Origin of the sequence: Nonomuraea roseola, from assembly GCF_039535395.1 — a bacterium.
GTDB classification, from domain to species: Bacteria; Actinomycetota; Actinomycetes; order Streptosporangiales; family Streptosporangiaceae; genus Nonomuraea; species Nonomuraea roseola.
On record NZ_BAAAXC010000005.1, the window covers coordinates 482,045 to 497,247 of the forward strand.

Here is a 15,203-nt window from a genome sequence, read left to right on the forward strand (position 1 = left end):
GGCCGACACCTGAATTGGTCCTCATTCGGCCTACAGGATCGGACCTATCGCGTGTACCGATTCCTGCCAGGCTGAGTGCATGACAACGACAGCGACTCGCTTCGACGGCCGGCTCCTCACGCCTGGCGACGCCGGCTACGACACCGCCCGTACCGTCTGGAACGCCATGGTCGACCGCCGTCCACGCATGATCGTCCGCGCGGCGGGCGTCGCCGACGTGGTCGCCGCCGTGCGGATGGCCCGTGATCTGGATCTGGAGATCGGCGTGCGCTGCGGCGGACACAACGTCGCCGGCTTCGCCGTACCTGACGGGGGTCTCATGATCGACCTGACGCCCATGGGCGGCGTGCGGATCGACCCGGCCCGTCGCCGGGCCCGGGTGCAGGGCGGCGCGCTGCTCGGCGCGCTGGACCGGGCGTCCCAGGCGTATGGCCTGGCCACCACGGCCGGCAACGTCTCGCACACCGGCGTCGGCGGGCTCACGCTCGGCGGCGGCATGGGCTGGCTGGCCCGCCAGTACGGCCTGGCCTGCGACAACGTCGTCTCCTACACGATGGTCACCGCGGAGGGGGAGGTGGTGACCGCGAGCCGCACCGAGAACCCCGACCTGTTCTGGGGCCTGCGCGGCGGTGGCGGCAACTTCGGCATCGTCACCGAGTTCGAGTTCCAGTTGCATCGCACCGGCACGCGGACGCTGGTCGCCGAGTTCGACTTCCGCGCCGAGGACGCCGTCCCGGTCATCGAGGGCTGGCGCGACCTGAACGCCGTCGCGCCCCGTCAGGCGACGTTCACCGCCAGCGTCGGCAGCGCTCCCGCCGGTCCGATCGCCACGCTGGGGTTCGTGTGGGTCGGCGACCCGGCCGAGGGTAGCCGGCTGCTCCCCGCGATGCGGGCGCTCGGGCGTCCCGTCGCGTCGCGCGTCACCACACCGTCGTACCTCGAACTTCAGCAACGCGACGACTCCACCGGCGGCCACGCCTACCGCCGCTATTCCAAGGGGCACTACCTGCGGCGATTCCCCACCGCGGCGATCGAGGCGTTCCTGCTGCGCGGCGGCACCGACCTGAGCGCGAGCCCTTCCCTGCCGGGCGTCGGCCTGCAGGCGCACGGCGGCGCGATCGCCGATGTCCCTGAAGCGGACGCGGCGTTCAGCCACCGCGGCACGATGTTCGAGTTCGGTGCCGGCTCCCGCTGGACCGACCCGGCCGAGGACGACGCCAGGATGGGTGCCGCCCGCGCCGCCGGTGCGTCGCTCGAGCCGTACGCGAGTGGGGTGTACGTCAACTCGTTGACGGCCGACGAGCTGGCCGATGGGCAGCGCGGCGTACGGCGGGCGTATTCGGCCGCGAAGCTGGCCCGGCTGACCGCGGTGAAGACCGCGTACGACCCGGCCAACGCGTTCCACCTGAACCAGAACATCCGCCCGGCACACTGATGCGCATGTCCTGGATGTGCCGCCGGCCGAGCGCCTGCGCGGGATCAGGGTTCCCGTACCTCCCGGACGGCCGTCGCCAGCAGCGCGACCCCCTCGGCGATGGCGCGCTCGCCGAGGATGGCGTAGCCGAAGATGAGGCCACCCGGTCCGGTGCCGGCGATCCGGTACGGGCCGACGCCGTGGATGCCGAGCCCGTGCCGGGCGGCGGCCTTCACCACCGCCGTCTCATCGAGGTCGGGCGGGAGCCAGGCGACCACATGCTGCCCGGCGGCGACCCCGGCCGGTTCCAGGTCGGGCAGGTGAGTGCGCAGGGCGTCCAGCAGCGCGTCGCGGCGGCGGCGGTACACCGGACGCATCCGGCGCAGGTGGCGGTCGAACTCGCCGCGGGCGAGGAAGTCGGCGAACGTCAACTGGTCGATGACCGGCGAACCTCGGTCGGCGAGCACCTTCGCCGCGGCGACGTCGGCGACCAGCTGGGGAGGCACGACCAGCCAGCCGAGCCGCAACCCCGGCGCGAGCGTCTTGCTGGCCGTACCGCAGTAGACGACATGATCGGGCGCCAGGCCCTGCATGGCGCCCACCGGCGAACGGTCGTAGCGGTACTCCGCGTCGTAATCATCCTCGACCACGAGCGCGCCGCGGCGCTTCGCCCAGCGGATCACCTCGGCCCTCGCCGCAGCCGACAGCACTCCCCCGGTGGGCCACTGGTGCGACGGCGTGAGCACGACCGCGTCGGCGTCGGCCCGATGGAGCGCATCGACCTGAACGCCGTCCCGACCCACCGGGATGCCGACCACGTCCAGACCTGCGGCGCCGGCAAGCACCCGGGCGTCGTCGTTGGACGACGGGTCTTCCAGGGCGATCCGCCTGGCGCCGTGCCGGACGAGCACCTGGATCAGCAGCGAGATGCCCTGCCCGTAGCCGCTGCAGATCACCACGTTGCCCGGGACGGACGCCGTGCCGCGCACCCGGTTGAGGTAGTCGCACAGGGCCACGTGCAGTTCCGGCACGCCGCGCCCGTCGAGGTAGGCGAACCGGTCGTTGGGCGTGGTGGTGAGCACGGTACGGACCGAGCGCAGCCAGGCGGCCCGCGGGAACTGCGACACGTCGGTGCGCCCGTATCCGAAGTCGACCCTGAAGCCGACTGTGCGCGCGGCCGGCTGCGCCGTCGAAGCCGCGGAGCCCGCGCCGGCGGCGGCCGGCGGCATCGACGCGGCGACCTGGGTGTAACCGCCCGCTCGGCTGGCGAGGTAGCCCTCGGCGACGAGCTGCTGGTAGGCCTCCACGACCACCCCGCGGGACACCCCGAGGCCGGCCGCGAGGGTGCGGGTGGGTGGCAGCGACGCGCCCGCTCGCAGCCGTCCTGCCCGGATGCTCGCGCGGATGGACGCCTCGATCTGCCGGTGCAGTGGCACCCCGGCCTCGCGGTTCAGCTCGATGAGCAGGTCCTCGGCCGGCCCCGAATTGGTCCTCAATCGGCCCACAGGATCGGACCCTATCGGCATGTACCGATCCCTGCCAGGCTGAGTGACCTCCCGGCCCCGGGCACGGGGACTGGCACGTAGCCGAGCGACAGGCAGAGCCCTCTCTTTTCGGCAACGTCACAAACCGGCAGATCGCAGGAGGCGACGAATGAACGACACCGCGCCGCAGACCGCAGGCGGGAAGGTGCTCTGGCACTTCACGATGTCACTGGACGGCTTCGTGGCGGGGCCGAACCACGAGATGGACTGGATGACCACCGGGATGTCAGCCCGTCCTGGCCTGATCGACGAGTACGTCCAGACCACGGGCGCCGTGCTGGGAGGCCGAGACGGCTGGGACGCCTCGAGTGACAGCCGCCCGTACGGCGGCGACTGGAAAGGACCGATCTTCGTGCTCACCCACCACCCCGAGGACGCGACGCCCGCCGACGACGTCATGTTCCTGAACTGCGGCCCGGCCGAGGCGGTGCGGATCGGGCTGGAGGCGGCCGGCGGCAAGAACCTCGAAGTGTTCTCGCCCTCCATCGGCCGTCAGCTGCTCGAACTGGGACTGATCGACGAGATCGACCTGCACATCGCACCGGTACTGCTCGGCGAGGGCATCCGGCTGTACGACAACCCCGGCGGCGAGCCGATCCGCCTGCACCGGGTCGGCGAAGGCGACCCCACGGCGGTCGTGAACGTACGGTACCGACCCGGCCCGCTCACCGGCGTGTCTCCGTTGGATGTGGAGGACGGTGCCTGAGCCACCGCCCGCTGGCTCACCCGGTAGTTACGCGCCACGTCCCGCGCCGGACATGCCCTGCCTCCCCCGTGTGCGCTTGCACCCTCGGCGAGGCGGCCGTCCCCCACCCTGGAATCAATCTGGCGCTGCGGCCGCCTCCGGCGTGACGGCCAGGCAGTCTTCACAGCCGGCCAAACAGCCAGAGCCCTGGCCTCCTGCCCCGGCGGCAGCTCGCCCACCCTTCGCCAGGCGATGGTGAAGGTCTCCGCCACGACATCGGCCGCATCCTGCGAGGTTTGGCGGCTCATCGCACGTTTCTCAACGGCACCCCAATGCGGCAGTGGAGGTTGGCCTTGGCGCGTTCTTGATCTCCACTCGTCGTTGAGGTCGGCAAGCGCGGTCGCGGATGTGCTCGCGTTCCATGCCGGGCAAGGTCACGAGCCAGGCGATCGACCGGCTCCCCTGGTCCTCAAGGCCGGGCTCAGCCCGCGCGGACGTCGTCGATCAGGGCGGCCAGCAGGGCGGCGCGCTCGGCCATGGCGGAGATCACGATGTACTCGCCCTCGGCATGGGCGTGGTCTCCCACCGCGCCCATGCCGTCCAGGGTGGGCACGCCGACGCCGGCGGTGAAGTTGCCGTCGGAGCCGCCGCCGACCGCGACGCCCCGCAGCTCGGGCAGGCCGAGCTGCCGTGCCAGCCGTACGGCCCTGGCGAACAGCTCCGCGGAGCTGGACCTCTCCAGCGGCGGCCGGTTCGGCCCGCCCTTCACCTCGACCGACGCCCCTGGAAGGTGCGCTCGCAGGGCGCCGAAAGCCGCGTCCACCCGCGCCTGCTCGGCGACGGTCTCGGCCCTGACGTCCACGGTGAACCCGGCATGGGCGGGCACGGTGTTCGTGGTCGTCCCGCCGCTGACCACCGTCGGAGTGACCGTGGTGCCGTCCCGCTCGAACGCCTGGACGGCGAGGACCTGGTGGGCCAGCTCGACCGCGGCGTTGATCCCCTTGTGCGGCTCCAGCCCCGCGTGGGCGGCCCTTCCGCCGACGATCACCTCGTAGAGCGAGACGCCCTTGCGCTGCACCTTCAGCGCGCCGTCCGCGCTGGCCTCCAGGACGAACGCCGCCCTGGCGCCGCGGGCCTGCTCCTCGATCCAGGCGCGCGAGGTCGGCGAGCCCAGCTCCTCGTCGGTGGTCACCAGCAGCGTGACGCCGTCCAGATCGGTCAGCGTGGACACCGCGTGCAGCGCCTGGACGAGCCCCGCCTTCATGTCGAAGCTGCCGGGCCCGGTGGCCAGATCGCCGTCGACCTGGAACGGCCAGCGGTCGAGCGTGCCGAGCGGCCACACCGTGTCCAAGTGCCCGACCAGCAGCACCGTGGTCCTGCCGCCGAACCGCCACAGCAGATGCGGCCTGTCCTGCCTGCTCACCACCTCGGGCCGCCGCCCCGTGATACGCCAGGCGATCTCGGTGAGAACGTCGGCGCAGCGCATCGTGGCCTTGACGTCGTGCGAAGGCGACTCGCAGGTGACGAGCCGTTCCAGGTCGCGGACCATCTGGCGGACATCGAGGGGCGTGCTCACGGGACGTTCTCCTTCACAACGGCGCTGTCACCTCGGATTGTGCTGGGCGTAGGCCCGCGCCGCTTCGTCGCGTGGACCGAAAGAGCGGCGGTTCGTAGGGCCGTACGCACGGAAGGACCACCGGCCGGGCGTGAAGACGGTGGCCACCTTGTCCTCCGTGGCCATGCCGTTTCCTGTGGCGGACGTGGCTCGAACTCAGGGTTCGCGGGCGCAGAGGTACGCGTCCAGGTCGGCGGCGCCCTTGAGCATGGCGCGGCCCCTGGCGGACAGGCGGGCCTGCCAGTCGCGCAGGGTCGACTCCAGCGGGGCGACGCCTCCGGCGGAACGGACCTGAGCGATCAGCGGGGCGATCTGCTCCAGCAGGTAGCCGCCCCGCCTGAGCTGGTGGACCAGCCGGACGTCGCGGACGTCGGCCGCGCTGTAGATCCGGTAGCCCGTCTGCGGATCGCGGCTCGGCCGGACCAGCCCGGCGTTCTCCCATTTGCGCAGGGTGGCAGGGCGGATGCCGAGCCTCCTGGCCAGGGGGCCGATGAACGTGTCGCCGCGCTCCTGCGGCACGGGCGCCAGATCGCGGAGCGCGGCTTCGACGGCCTGGAGGGTGCGGCGGTCGTCGAGAAGCTGGCCGTGGCTCTCGTCGATGAGCCGCAGCGCGTCCTCGGTGGCACCCCGGTTGACCGCCTGCATGATCGACGTGGCCGTCTGGTGACCGTGCCCGGGTACGAGGGCGAGGAACGCGCGCAGGGCTTGCGCGTGCAGTGGCGTATAGGTGCGGTAGCCGTGGACGGTGCGTCCGGCGGCGGGCAGGATGCCGGCGTCCTCGTAGTTCCTGATCGCTTGGGTGGACAGGCCGTGCTCGCGCGCCAGGTCCACTGGCCTCATGGGTGCATCTCCGATTGAAGGTCCAGCGTGATGAGAGCGAGGTTTTCAGGGAAAAGTTTACAACGAAAGTTCAACGATACCGTTGAAGCCATGGATATCAAGAACCTGGCCCGGCCGCTCGACGGCGCCGGGGTCTCGGCGTTCCTCCGGTCGCTGCCCGCCAAGCCCCTGCTGCTCGGCCTGGGCGAGGCCAGGCACTTCGTGGAGGAACTGGGCGAGTTGCGCAACGAGATCTTCCGGCATCTGGTCGAGCACGAGGGCTACCGGTCGTTCGCCATCGAAAGCGACTGTCTCATGGGCCTGCTGGTGGACGACTACCTCACGACGGGCGCGCACACACTCGATGACGTCATGGAACGCGGCTTCAGCCACGGCTTCGGCGCCTCACCGGCCAACCGCGAACTCGTACGCTGGATGCGGGCGTACAACGAGGAGCATGACGAAAAGCTCCGGTTCTTCGGGTTCGACGCCCCTCTGGAGTACTGGGCGGCCAGCCCGCGCCAGGCGCTCACCGCCCTCCACGGCCTCCTCGACGGCCCGCTCCCCTGGACCAGGGAAACCCTCGACACGCTGCTGGGCCCCGACGACCGGTGGTCGAACGAGGCCACGGCCATGGATCCGTCCCAGTCGATCGGCCAGTCCGCCGACGCCCAGCGGCTGCGACTGATCGCCGACGACCTCGTGGCGCTGCTCGACACGCAGGCGCCGCGGCTGAGCGCGGAGGACAGGGACCGGGCGGCACTGTACGGGCGCACCGCCGCCGGCCTGCTCCGCTACCACTACTGGATGGCCGACGCGTCCCCGGCACGGTGGACCCGGTTGTCGGCCCTGCGAGACGCGATGATGGCCGCCAACCTGCGTGCCGTCGCCGAGCACGGCCCAGCCCTGGTCTTCGCGAGCAACCTCCACCTGCAGCGGAACAAGAGCGTCATGCCGCTCGGCGACCAGCAGCTGGAGTGGTGGAGCGCAGGGGCGATCACCGCGACGCACCTGGGCGACCGGTACGCCTTCCTGGCCTCAGCCCTCGGCACGGTCGCCGACGACGTCCCGGCCCCGGACACCGTCGAGGGCCTTATGTCCACGCTTCCGTGGGACCACTCTCTCGTCGACGCCCGCCGCCTGGCCGAGGCCATCACGAAGCCTGCCCCGCGCATCTCCCACGATTTCGCCTATTTCCCGCTGGACCCGGCCCAGCTCGACATGATCGACGGCGTCGTCTTCCTCAAGCAGGCCGTCAGGATGAAAAAGCTGGGTTGACAGGCGCGTGCGTGTCAGACTGTGCTGACACGCACCGCCTCAAGCACACCGTCCACGCCCGCCCCTTCACCGAAGGCGGCACCCGGATCGCCAGGCGATCGCCGCTGTGCGGACTCGTCGCCGGCCCGCTTTGACGGTGACCGGCTGCACCGACAAACCGAGCTCCTCCCGAAGAGGCTGGTATCGCGATGCAGAGATCAGGGCGTTGAAAGAGGGCCGCAGACCGGCCCGTCCCCGGTCGATCGAGGACGGGCCGGCAGCACCACCTGATCACCGAGGCCACCGGCATCCCGCTTGCCGTGATCGTGACCGGCGCCAACCGCAGGCGACGTCGCCCAGCTTCGCCCGCTGCTGGACGCCGTTCCCAAAGGTGCGCGGCAAGTGCGGCCGCCCCCGCCATTACGCCCGTGACGATGCGTCAGATGGTACGGCTGCGGCGATAGCAACTGCCGTCAATAGTCCCCTTGCGCTTGTCGAAGGTGAACGTGAAGGTGACGTAGATCCGGTCCCTCCGATTGACGGCGACGTTGACACTGCGTCCTCCGGAGCCCTTACGGGTCTTGATCTTCCAGGTCTTGACGGTCTGATCCGGTTTCCAGGCCAGGTCCTTGAAGATCTTGATGTCGACCTTGTTGTTGGGGCCCTGGGCGAGGCCGGAGCTGTACCAGTTGAGCCGGTTGAAGATGTCGTGCGTGGAGGTGCTGTTGTAGTACACCCGCAGGCTCCCGCGATACCCGCCGGAGTAACACTGCATCTCCAAGTAAGCGGCAGCCGCCTGCGCCGGCGCGGGCATGGCCAGCGACCCCAGCGGGACGAACGTAGCGGCGGCAAGCGCCACACCGACCTTCTGAATGCTTCTCATGCGAGACCCCGTCCTGTCTTCCCGATCCCCGGCAGCAAGCGGTCCCCTTGACCGCTTCCCCCGAGGCCTGTGCCACCAGGATCGTGGCGACGAGATTGTTCGGCACCCCTGATCAGGCAGGCAAACAATCGCGTTCCTGGGGAGAACGGAGGATCAGAGACATCTTCCAGAAAAGAGCGACATCTCGGTCTTCACACCGAGCTCGTTGACGAACAAGGCGCTGGCGCCCCCGTTGCCGGGCTCTGTCTCCCAGCCCACGTCTCGACGGCTGGCCGGCCAGGTCACATCCCTCGGCTCCGTTCCTGGTCATCGAGCTGGAATTCGAATGGGGGATGCGCGTCATCCCCGCCGAGCTCCCCGCGATTCACGCCAACCTCTATATCGGCAACATGGACTTCGGTGAGTTCGCCGAGAGTGCCGATGCGGCGCGGGTTCCGCGGCTGAACCGCTCCGCCGCCGGGAAGCACGGAACGTCACCATCCGGGCCTAGTGGGACGACAATTTGCGACAGTTGAATACGGGACTCCACCAGTAAGCCTTTTCCAACCTGTCGTCGCAGCTCAGCAGGGGACTATTCGGTCCGCGGAACGCCTGATTTGGAGTGACCCGGTCGATCGCAGCCTTCCCAGGTCCAAATGGACACGATCCAGCGCCGCTCAGCGGGTCGTATGAGACAGGATGAAAAAGCCTCAAAAGGCGAGGACGGTGCGGACGAGAGCACCGCGGGATCATCCGGAGAACAGTACGCGGTTCCTCTCCAGGAATTTCTGCAAGGACGTCGCCGGGCGGCCCGCCACCGCCTCGATCGTGCCGAAGACGCCGTCCGGCTCGATCAGGGAGCCGTTCCGCGTACGCTCGAAGACGTTGCGGACGCACGCCATGTATATGGGGTCAGCGCCTGCCGCGACCATGTTGTCGTAGAACACTCGCGGTTCTGCCGGCTCGTACCGCCACGGCTGTCCGGTCACCTTGCCCAGCAGCTCGGTGATCTCGCTCAGCGATGCGGCCTCGGCGGCCAGGTCGTAAGCGCGCCCAGCGTGCGGTCCCGGGTCGCGCAGCACGGTGGCCGCGACCTCGGCGATGTCGACGACGTCCACCCAGTTCGGCCGTGCTTCGCCGACGAAGTGCGTGAGCACGCCCGACGCCCCGACGCTCAACCGCAAGTTCTGCATGAAGGAAGCGGGTCGCAGGTGCGTGTGGCCGAGCCCAGAGCGTTCGATGTACGCCTCCACGAGCTGATGCCAAGCGAAATGGACGATGGTGGTGTCCTCGGCGGCGGACACCCCGACATGGACCAGATGGGAGACGCCCTCGGCCTTGGCCGCGTCCACGGCCGCCTTGGATTGCGCCAGCATCCTCACGTCGTAGCCGGTGACCAGGAACACCCGGTCGACACCCGCGAACGCGGGCCGCACCGCCTGCAGCCCGGCGGTCTCCGCCTCGTCCAGATCGAGACGGCGCACCTCGACCCCACGCTCCTGCAACCAGACTGCAGCATCCGGACGGCGGGTGGCGACGACCAGGCGCAGGCGTCCCTCCCGGTGATCGGGAACGAGCATCTCGACGAGTGGGGAGCCGATCGCCCCGGTGGCCCCGATGACCAGAACAGTTGCCGATGCCATATCTCCTCCACGTTTGGCTAGCTGGATTCACCTGCGATGCGGGTCTCGGGGAAACGTAAGGCCTCACGTCGGCGTGAGGGTCAAGCGCCTAGGATCCTGAGCATGCATATCGGTGAGCTGGCGCGGCGCACCGGCGTGAGCGTGCGGGCGCTGCGCTATTACGAGGAGCAGGGCCTATTGGTGCCGACGCGGGCCGCCAACGGCTACCGCGAGTACACCAAGGCCGCCGTGGACGTGGTCGGCTGCATCCAGCTGCTGTACGCGGCGGGCCTGTCCAGCGCCAAAGTCGCCGAGGTGCTGCCCGCTGCGTGCCGCGACGCCAGCGGGGTCGTGCTATCCGGCGAGCTGACCGGGGAGCTGGAAACGGTGCGGGCGCGGCTGGTCGCCGAGATCGAGGAGCGTCAGGCGTCGCTGCGCCTGCTTGACGAGGTGATAGCCGCCGCGTGTTGGGACGGCGTGACCCGTTCAGGAAGGGACGCCGCGCCCACATCGCGGTGATCGAGCCTTGGCGTCGGGCTCACCGGGTGAGCGGCAGAGTCTGAGTGAGCCCCTTTCATCCGCGGTCGAGGGGCTGCTGATCCTCCGGCATGCCTGTGCGTCGCCGTGCCGTCCGGGCACGAAGGTCGCCGTCGCGCCGGGGGTTCATCAATCGGCCTTCGACTGGGTGCGTCGGGCGTAGGCGCGGGCCGCGCGGGCGCGGTCGCCGCAGCGGATGGAGCACCAGTGGCGGCGGCCGTGGCGCAGCAGGTAGCGGTTGCAGGGGGTGGAGCCGCAGGTGGTGAGGCGGTCGGCGTCGGGGCTGGTGAGAAGGTCGGCCGTGTTGGCCGCGAGGGTCGCGAGAGCGCGGTCGAGGATCTCGGTGGTGGGGCACGGTGTCGCGCGGTAGGGGCCCTTCTTCTCGTCCCATTGCAGCAGGGCGGCCGTGGGGGCCCTGGTCATCGCGTCATTGACGGCGGACAGAGCCGCCGGCAAGGCGGGCACCCCGGCCACACGGGCGGCGAACAACCCCCTGAGGTGTTCGCGCAGCGAGCGCAGCTGCGTCGTGCACATCTCCTGCACCCCCGCATCGGCCGGAGCGAGGCCGCGTTCGGTGAGCCACTGGTTCGTCGTCCCGGGGGTGCCGAGGAGGTCGATGAACTGCCCACCGGGCAGCGCGATGGCGCTGTTGACGAAGTCGAGGGCCAGGTAGTCCTCCGCTCCCGGCGCGGGCGGCAACACCGACTCGGCGATCAGGGTCTCGCTCATAGCCTTCATGGTACGGCTTGCATCCATCCGTGAGAAACCGCTACCGTCCTTCACGGATAAACCGCTTCTCATCCGTGAGGTGTTGTGGATGGCCAGTACCGGCACGACCACTGAGCAGTTCCCCGTCCGCGTCTTCGGCGGCCCGACCGCCCTTTTCGAGTACGGTGGCCTGCGCTTCCTGACCGACCCGACCTTCGACGCTCCCGGCGACTACCAGGTGCCGGGCGGCCGGCTGACCAAGACCGCGCCCTCCTCCGCCGCACCGGCCGGACTCGGCCGTATCGACGTGGTCCTGCTCTCCCACGACGAACACCCTGACAACCTCGACAACGCTGGCCGAGCGCTGCTCGCCGACGTCCCGCTCACCCTCACCACCCCCGGGGGCGGGCAGCGCCTGGGGAAGGGGGCCAAGGGGCTGGCCGACTGGGAGTCGATCGAGCTGGACCGTCCCGGCGGCGGCACGATCACCGTCACGGGCGTGCCCGCCCTCCACGGACCCGGCCCACGCGAGGAGGTCGAACCGATCACCGGCCAGGTCGTCGGATTCGTCCTGACCGGGGAGGGCCTGCCCACGCTCTACGTCAGCGGCGACAACGCCTCGCTCGACCTGGTCGAGCAGATCGCCGAACGCTTCGGCCCCGTCGACACCGCCATCCTCTTCGCCGGGGCTCCCCGCTTCACCGTCCTCTTCGACGGCGCGGTGATCGTCCTCGACAGCGCGCAGGCCGCCGAGGCCTGCGGGATCCTCGGCGCCCGCCGGGTGGTTCCCGTCCACTACGACAGCTGGGCGCACTTCACCGAGGGCCGTGACGAACTGGTGGCCGCCTTCACCGACGCCGGGCTGATCGACCGCCTGGACCTGGGTGACAGGGGCTGACCGCGCAGCCGACGGACCCCGACCGATACCTCGGCGGGGCCCGTCGGCTCGGCCTGCCACCGACCTCACCCGCGACCCCCGTCCGGCCGGGTCACGCCTATCGAAAGAACCCTCTTGTGACGAATACCGTGCGTGCCCCGATCGAGGACCGCCCGCCCTCCCAGGCGCAGCGCCGCATCCTGATCGTCTTGGTCGCAGCCCAAGTCCTCAGTGGCGCCGGGCTGGCGGCAGGCGTGACCGTCGGCGCCCTGCTCGCACAGGAGATGCTCGGCTCCACCAGCCTTGCCGGTCTGCCCAGTGCCGTGGGCACCGCCGGTTCCGCGCTGGCGGCCATCGCCGTCGGGCAGATCTCCCAAGCCCGCGGCCGCCGCCCCGGCCTTGCCGCCGGGTATCTGGCCGGTGCGGTCGGCAGCGCGGGCGTCATCGCCGCCGCCGTCGCGGGCGACGCCGTCCTGCTGTTCCTCGCGCTGTTCGTCTACGGCGCCGGCACGGCCACCAATCTGCAGGCCCGCTACGCCGGGGCGGATCTGGCCTCCCCCGCGCACCGCGCCCGCGCCGTGTCCACCGTGCTGGTCGCCACGACCCTGGGCGGCGTGGTGGGCCCCAACCTCGCCGCGCCCACCGGCGACCTCGCTCACAGCCTCGGCATCCCCCACCTGGCCGGGCCGTTCCTTCTCGCCGGCGCCGCCTACGCCATAGCCGCCTTGGTCCTGGCCGTCTGGCTGCGCCCCGACCCGCTGCTGCTGGCCCGCACCCTGGAGGCCGAACGCACCGCGGCGGCGTACGCGCAGGCGGCCGATGCCGGCGGCCGGCCGTACCGGGCGGTCGAAGGACGCCGCTCCGGCGTGCTGGTCGGCACGCTGGTCATGGCGCTCACCCAAATGGTCATGGTCGCGATCATGACGATGACGCCCGTCCACCTGCACGACCACGGCCACAGCACCGCCGTCTCAGGCCTCGTCATCGCCATCCACATCGGCGCGATGTACCTGCCCTCGCCCCTGGCCGGGTGGCTCGTCGACCGCTACGGCCGCCTCACGATCGCCGCCGCCTCCGCGCTGGCCCTGCTGGCCGCCGGAATCGTGGCCGCCAACGCCCCCGGCCACTCCGTCGCCCTGTTCGCGGTGGCCCTCGCGCTGCTGGGTCTGGGCTGGAACCTCGGCCTGGTCACGGGCACCGCGATCATCACCGACGCCGTCCCTCCGGCTACCCGCGCCAGAACCCAGGGCCTGGTCGACGTCTCCATCGCCATCGCGGGCGCCGCCGGCGGCCTGGCCTCGGGACTCGTGGTGGCCGCTGCGGGCTACCCTCTCCTGGCCGTCGGTGGCGGAGTCCTGGCACTGGCCATCGTGCCGGCGGTCGTCGCCGCCGCGCGCAACCGATGACCGGAACCGCCGCAGGTCTCACCCGATCGCCGCCCCGCAGAGGCGGCCGGGATGGCGGCCGATCCGAAGAGGCCGGTGCCGGCACGGAGCCCGGCCACGAGGCGGTAGTTCGTCCCACGAATTTTGTTACTCTGGTGCGGTGAGCAAGCAAGTTGACGGACAGATCGGGGCGGTGGCGGCGCTGGTGCGGTCCACATTCCTGGTGAATGCCGTGTACGCAGATTCCGCCCGAGAGTACGGCCTCACCCAGCAGCAGGGCCAGCTGCTGTGCGTTTTGATGGCGCAGCCGTACGGCATGAGCGAGCTCGGCGCGGTGCTCGGCCTGGCCAAGTCGAGCCTGACCGGCCTGGTCGACCGCAGTGAGCGCAACGGACTGGTCCAGCGTAAGCCGGATCCCCAGGACTCCCGCGCGGTGAGGGTGGCGCTCACCAGGCAGGGCGCCAAGCTCGCCGACGAGTTCTACACCGAGACCTGCCGCCGCGTCGAGGAACTGACCTCGGGGTTCGCCGCCGAGGAACGCGAGACGCTGGCCGCCCTGCTCGGCCGCGTCGTCATGGACAACAAGGTTCCCACCGTTTTCCTGGAACCGGGCCCCACGCGCTGAACTCGAGAAGGAGTTGCAGTTCGTGCTACGAACTAATATGGTTCGTGACACGAACTCAACCCCTTTTTGCGTTGGAGCGTGAATCATGAGTCGTACAGTCGTGATCGTCGGCGGAGGGTACGGTGGCTCTGCGGTCGCCAAGGCGCTGGACCCGGAGGCCGACGTCGTCCTCATCGACCCCCGTGACGCGTTCATCAACTCGGCCGGCTCGCTGCGGGCGCTGACCCAGCCCGACTGGGCGGCCAACATGTTCTACCCCTACGACCAGTGGCTCAGGCGCGGCACGGTGGTGCGCGACCGCGCGGTCTCGGTGGACTCCGGCGGCGTCACCCTGGCCTCAGGCCGGCGGGTCGAGGCCGACTACCTGGTCCTGGCCACCGGCTCCAGCTACGCCTACCCCGCCAAACCCACCTCTGACTCCAGAGACGAGGTCCTGGACGACCTGCTCAGGACCCACAAGGAGCTGGCCGGTTCCGAGCGGGTACTGATCCTCGGCGCCGGACCAGTCGGCCTGGAACTGGCCGGAGAGATCAAGGAAGTCTGGCCGCACAAGCACGTGACCATCGTCGACCCGGCCGAGCGCCTGCTGGCCGCCTTCCCCGCGGAGATGCGCGAGGAGCTGCACCGCCAGCTCGACGAACTGGGCGTCAACCTGCGGCTGGGAACCGGACTGACCGCGCCTCCCGCGACCGAGCCCGGCCAGGCGGCGACCTTCACCGCCACCACCACCGGTGGGGAGGAGATCACCGCCCACATCTGGTTCCGCGCGCACGGCGTGCGCGTCAACAGCGACTACCTCGCCGGCGGCGGGCTGACGACCCGTACGCCGCAGGGGCAGGTGCCCGTCACCGAGACCCTCAACGTGCGCGGGTACGACCACGTCTACGCCATCGGCGACATCACCGACGTGGCCGAGGCCAAGATGGCCGGTTACGCGATGCAGCATGCGGAGGTGGTGGCCCAGAACATCATCGCCCAGCTGCGCGGCGAACAGCCGGCGGCCACCTACCAGCCGCTGCCTCACCCCATGATCCTGCTGCCCCTCGGCCCGCGTGGGGGTGTCGGTCAGCTGCCCACCCCTGACGGCCCGGCCGTCGTCCCGGCCGAGACCGTCTCGGCTTACAAGGGGGCCGACCTGTTCACCGGCCGCTTCACCGAGCAGTTCGGCGCCGCCTGACACGGACCACACCCGGGCCGAACGGCGCCAAGCTCGCGCCGCAAGCGTATGCCCGGTGAACATTTCCATCTGCACA

Annotated in this window: 15 protein-coding genes and 1 pseudogene; 10 read left to right on the forward strand and 6 right to left on the reverse strand. The window is 70.3% G+C overall.

Annotated features, from left to right (window positions below):
- The first annotated feature begins 79 nt into the window (after positions 1–79).
- Complete coding sequence (locus ABFX55_RS04185; protein WP_346117765.1) at positions 80–1,435, forward strand: FAD-binding oxidoreductase; 1,356 nt, start codon at positions 80–82, stop codon at positions 1,433–1,435.
- A gap of 44 nt (positions 1,436–1,479) precedes the next feature.
- On the opposite strand, the gene pdxR is transcribed toward ABFX55_RS04185, so the two are convergent.
- Positions 1,480–2,910 (reverse strand): MocR-like pyridoxine biosynthesis transcription factor PdxR, encoded by a 1,431-nt coding sequence (gene pdxR, locus ABFX55_RS04190; protein ID WP_346117767.1) that lies wholly within the window; start codon positions 2,908–2,910, stop codon positions 1,480–1,482.
- 157 nt (positions 2,911–3,067) lie between these two features.
- On the opposite strand from pdxR, the gene ABFX55_RS04195 reads away from it, so the two are divergent.
- Positions 3,068–3,664 (forward strand): dihydrofolate reductase family protein, encoded by a 597-nt coding sequence (locus ABFX55_RS04195; protein WP_346117769.1) that lies wholly within the window; start codon positions 3,068–3,070, stop codon positions 3,662–3,664.
- 460 nt (positions 3,665–4,124) lie between these two features.
- Here the strand turns inward: ABFX55_RS04195 and ABFX55_RS04200 are convergent, their stop codons facing one another.
- Entirely contained in the window at positions 4,125–5,219 is a 1,095-nt protein-coding gene (locus ABFX55_RS04200) for a M20 family metallopeptidase (protein WP_346117770.1), read from the reverse strand.
- 195 nt (positions 5,220–5,414) lie between these two features.
- Positions 5,415–6,098: a TioE family transcriptional regulator gene (locus ABFX55_RS04205; protein ID WP_346117772.1), complete on the reverse strand. Its 684-nt coding sequence runs from the start codon at positions 6,096–6,098 to the stop codon at positions 5,415–5,417.
- Positions 6,099–6,188: 90 nt separating this feature from the next.
- On the opposite strand from ABFX55_RS04205, the gene ABFX55_RS04210 reads away from it, so the two are divergent.
- Positions 6,189–7,355, forward strand: coding sequence for an erythromycin esterase family protein (locus ABFX55_RS04210; RefSeq protein WP_346117774.1), 1,167 nt, complete (start codon positions 6,189–6,191; stop codon positions 7,353–7,355).
- 210 nt (positions 7,356–7,565) lie between these two features.
- A pseudogene (locus ABFX55_RS04215) lies at positions 7,566–7,779 on the forward strand (IS5/IS1182 family transposase); the annotation flags it as partial.
- On the opposite strand, the gene ABFX55_RS04220 reads toward ABFX55_RS04215, so the two are convergent.
- Positions 7,774–8,217, reverse strand: a complete 444-nt coding sequence (locus ABFX55_RS04220) for a hypothetical protein (protein WP_346117776.1) — start codon at positions 8,215–8,217, stop codon at positions 7,774–7,776. The pseudogene ABFX55_RS04215 and the gene ABFX55_RS04220 sit on opposite strands and share 6 nt — an antisense overlap.
- A 242-nt stretch (positions 8,218–8,459) precedes the next feature.
- Between ABFX55_RS04220 and ABFX55_RS49675 the strand changes: the two genes are divergently transcribed.
- The gene (locus ABFX55_RS49675) at positions 8,460–8,732 is read left to right on the forward strand and encodes a DUF6924 domain-containing protein (protein ID WP_379479216.1); all 273 of its coding nucleotides are present in this window, start codon (positions 8,460–8,462) and stop codon (positions 8,730–8,732) included.
- Positions 8,733–8,945: 213 nt separating this feature from the next.
- Here the strand turns inward: ABFX55_RS49675 and ABFX55_RS04225 are convergent, their stop codons facing one another.
- Positions 8,946–9,839: an NmrA family NAD(P)-binding protein gene (locus ABFX55_RS04225; RefSeq protein ID WP_346117778.1), complete on the reverse strand. Its 894-nt coding sequence runs from the start codon at positions 9,837–9,839 to the stop codon at positions 8,946–8,948.
- Between the two features lie 102 nt (positions 9,840–9,941).
- Between ABFX55_RS04225 and ABFX55_RS04230 the strand changes: the two genes are divergently transcribed.
- The gene (locus ABFX55_RS04230; protein ID WP_346117780.1) at positions 9,942–10,337 is read left to right on the forward strand and encodes a MerR family transcriptional regulator; all 396 of its coding nucleotides are present in this window, start codon (positions 9,942–9,944) and stop codon (positions 10,335–10,337) included.
- A gap of 147 nt (positions 10,338–10,484) precedes the next feature.
- Here ABFX55_RS04230 and ABFX55_RS04235 read toward each other — a convergent pair whose 3' ends face one another.
- The gene (locus ABFX55_RS04235; protein WP_346117782.1) at positions 10,485–11,084 is read right to left on the reverse strand and encodes a CGNR zinc finger domain-containing protein; all 600 of its coding nucleotides are present in this window, start codon (positions 11,082–11,084) and stop codon (positions 10,485–10,487) included.
- Between the two features lie 88 nt (positions 11,085–11,172).
- Here ABFX55_RS04235 and ABFX55_RS04240 point away from each other — a divergent pair, with 88 nt between their 5' ends.
- From ABFX55_RS04240 to ABFX55_RS04255, 4 genes are all read left to right on the forward strand, one after another.
- Positions 11,173–11,961: an MBL fold metallo-hydrolase gene (locus ABFX55_RS04240; protein ID WP_346117783.1), complete on the forward strand. Its 789-nt coding sequence runs from the start codon at positions 11,173–11,175 to the stop codon at positions 11,959–11,961.
- Between the two features lie 116 nt (positions 11,962–12,077).
- Complete coding sequence (locus ABFX55_RS04245) at positions 12,078–13,346, forward strand: MFS transporter (RefSeq protein ID WP_346117785.1); 1,269 nt, start codon at positions 12,078–12,080, stop codon at positions 13,344–13,346.
- A 139-nt stretch (positions 13,347–13,485) separates the two neighbouring features.
- Complete coding sequence (locus ABFX55_RS04250; protein ID WP_346117787.1) at positions 13,486–13,950, forward strand: MarR family winged helix-turn-helix transcriptional regulator; 465 nt, start codon at positions 13,486–13,488, stop codon at positions 13,948–13,950.
- An 85-nt stretch (positions 13,951–14,035) separates the two neighbouring features.
- Positions 14,036–15,127 (forward strand): NAD(P)/FAD-dependent oxidoreductase, encoded by a 1,092-nt coding sequence (locus ABFX55_RS04255; RefSeq protein WP_346117789.1) that lies wholly within the window; start codon positions 14,036–14,038, stop codon positions 15,125–15,127.
- Positions 15,128–15,203: the final 76 nt, after the last annotated feature.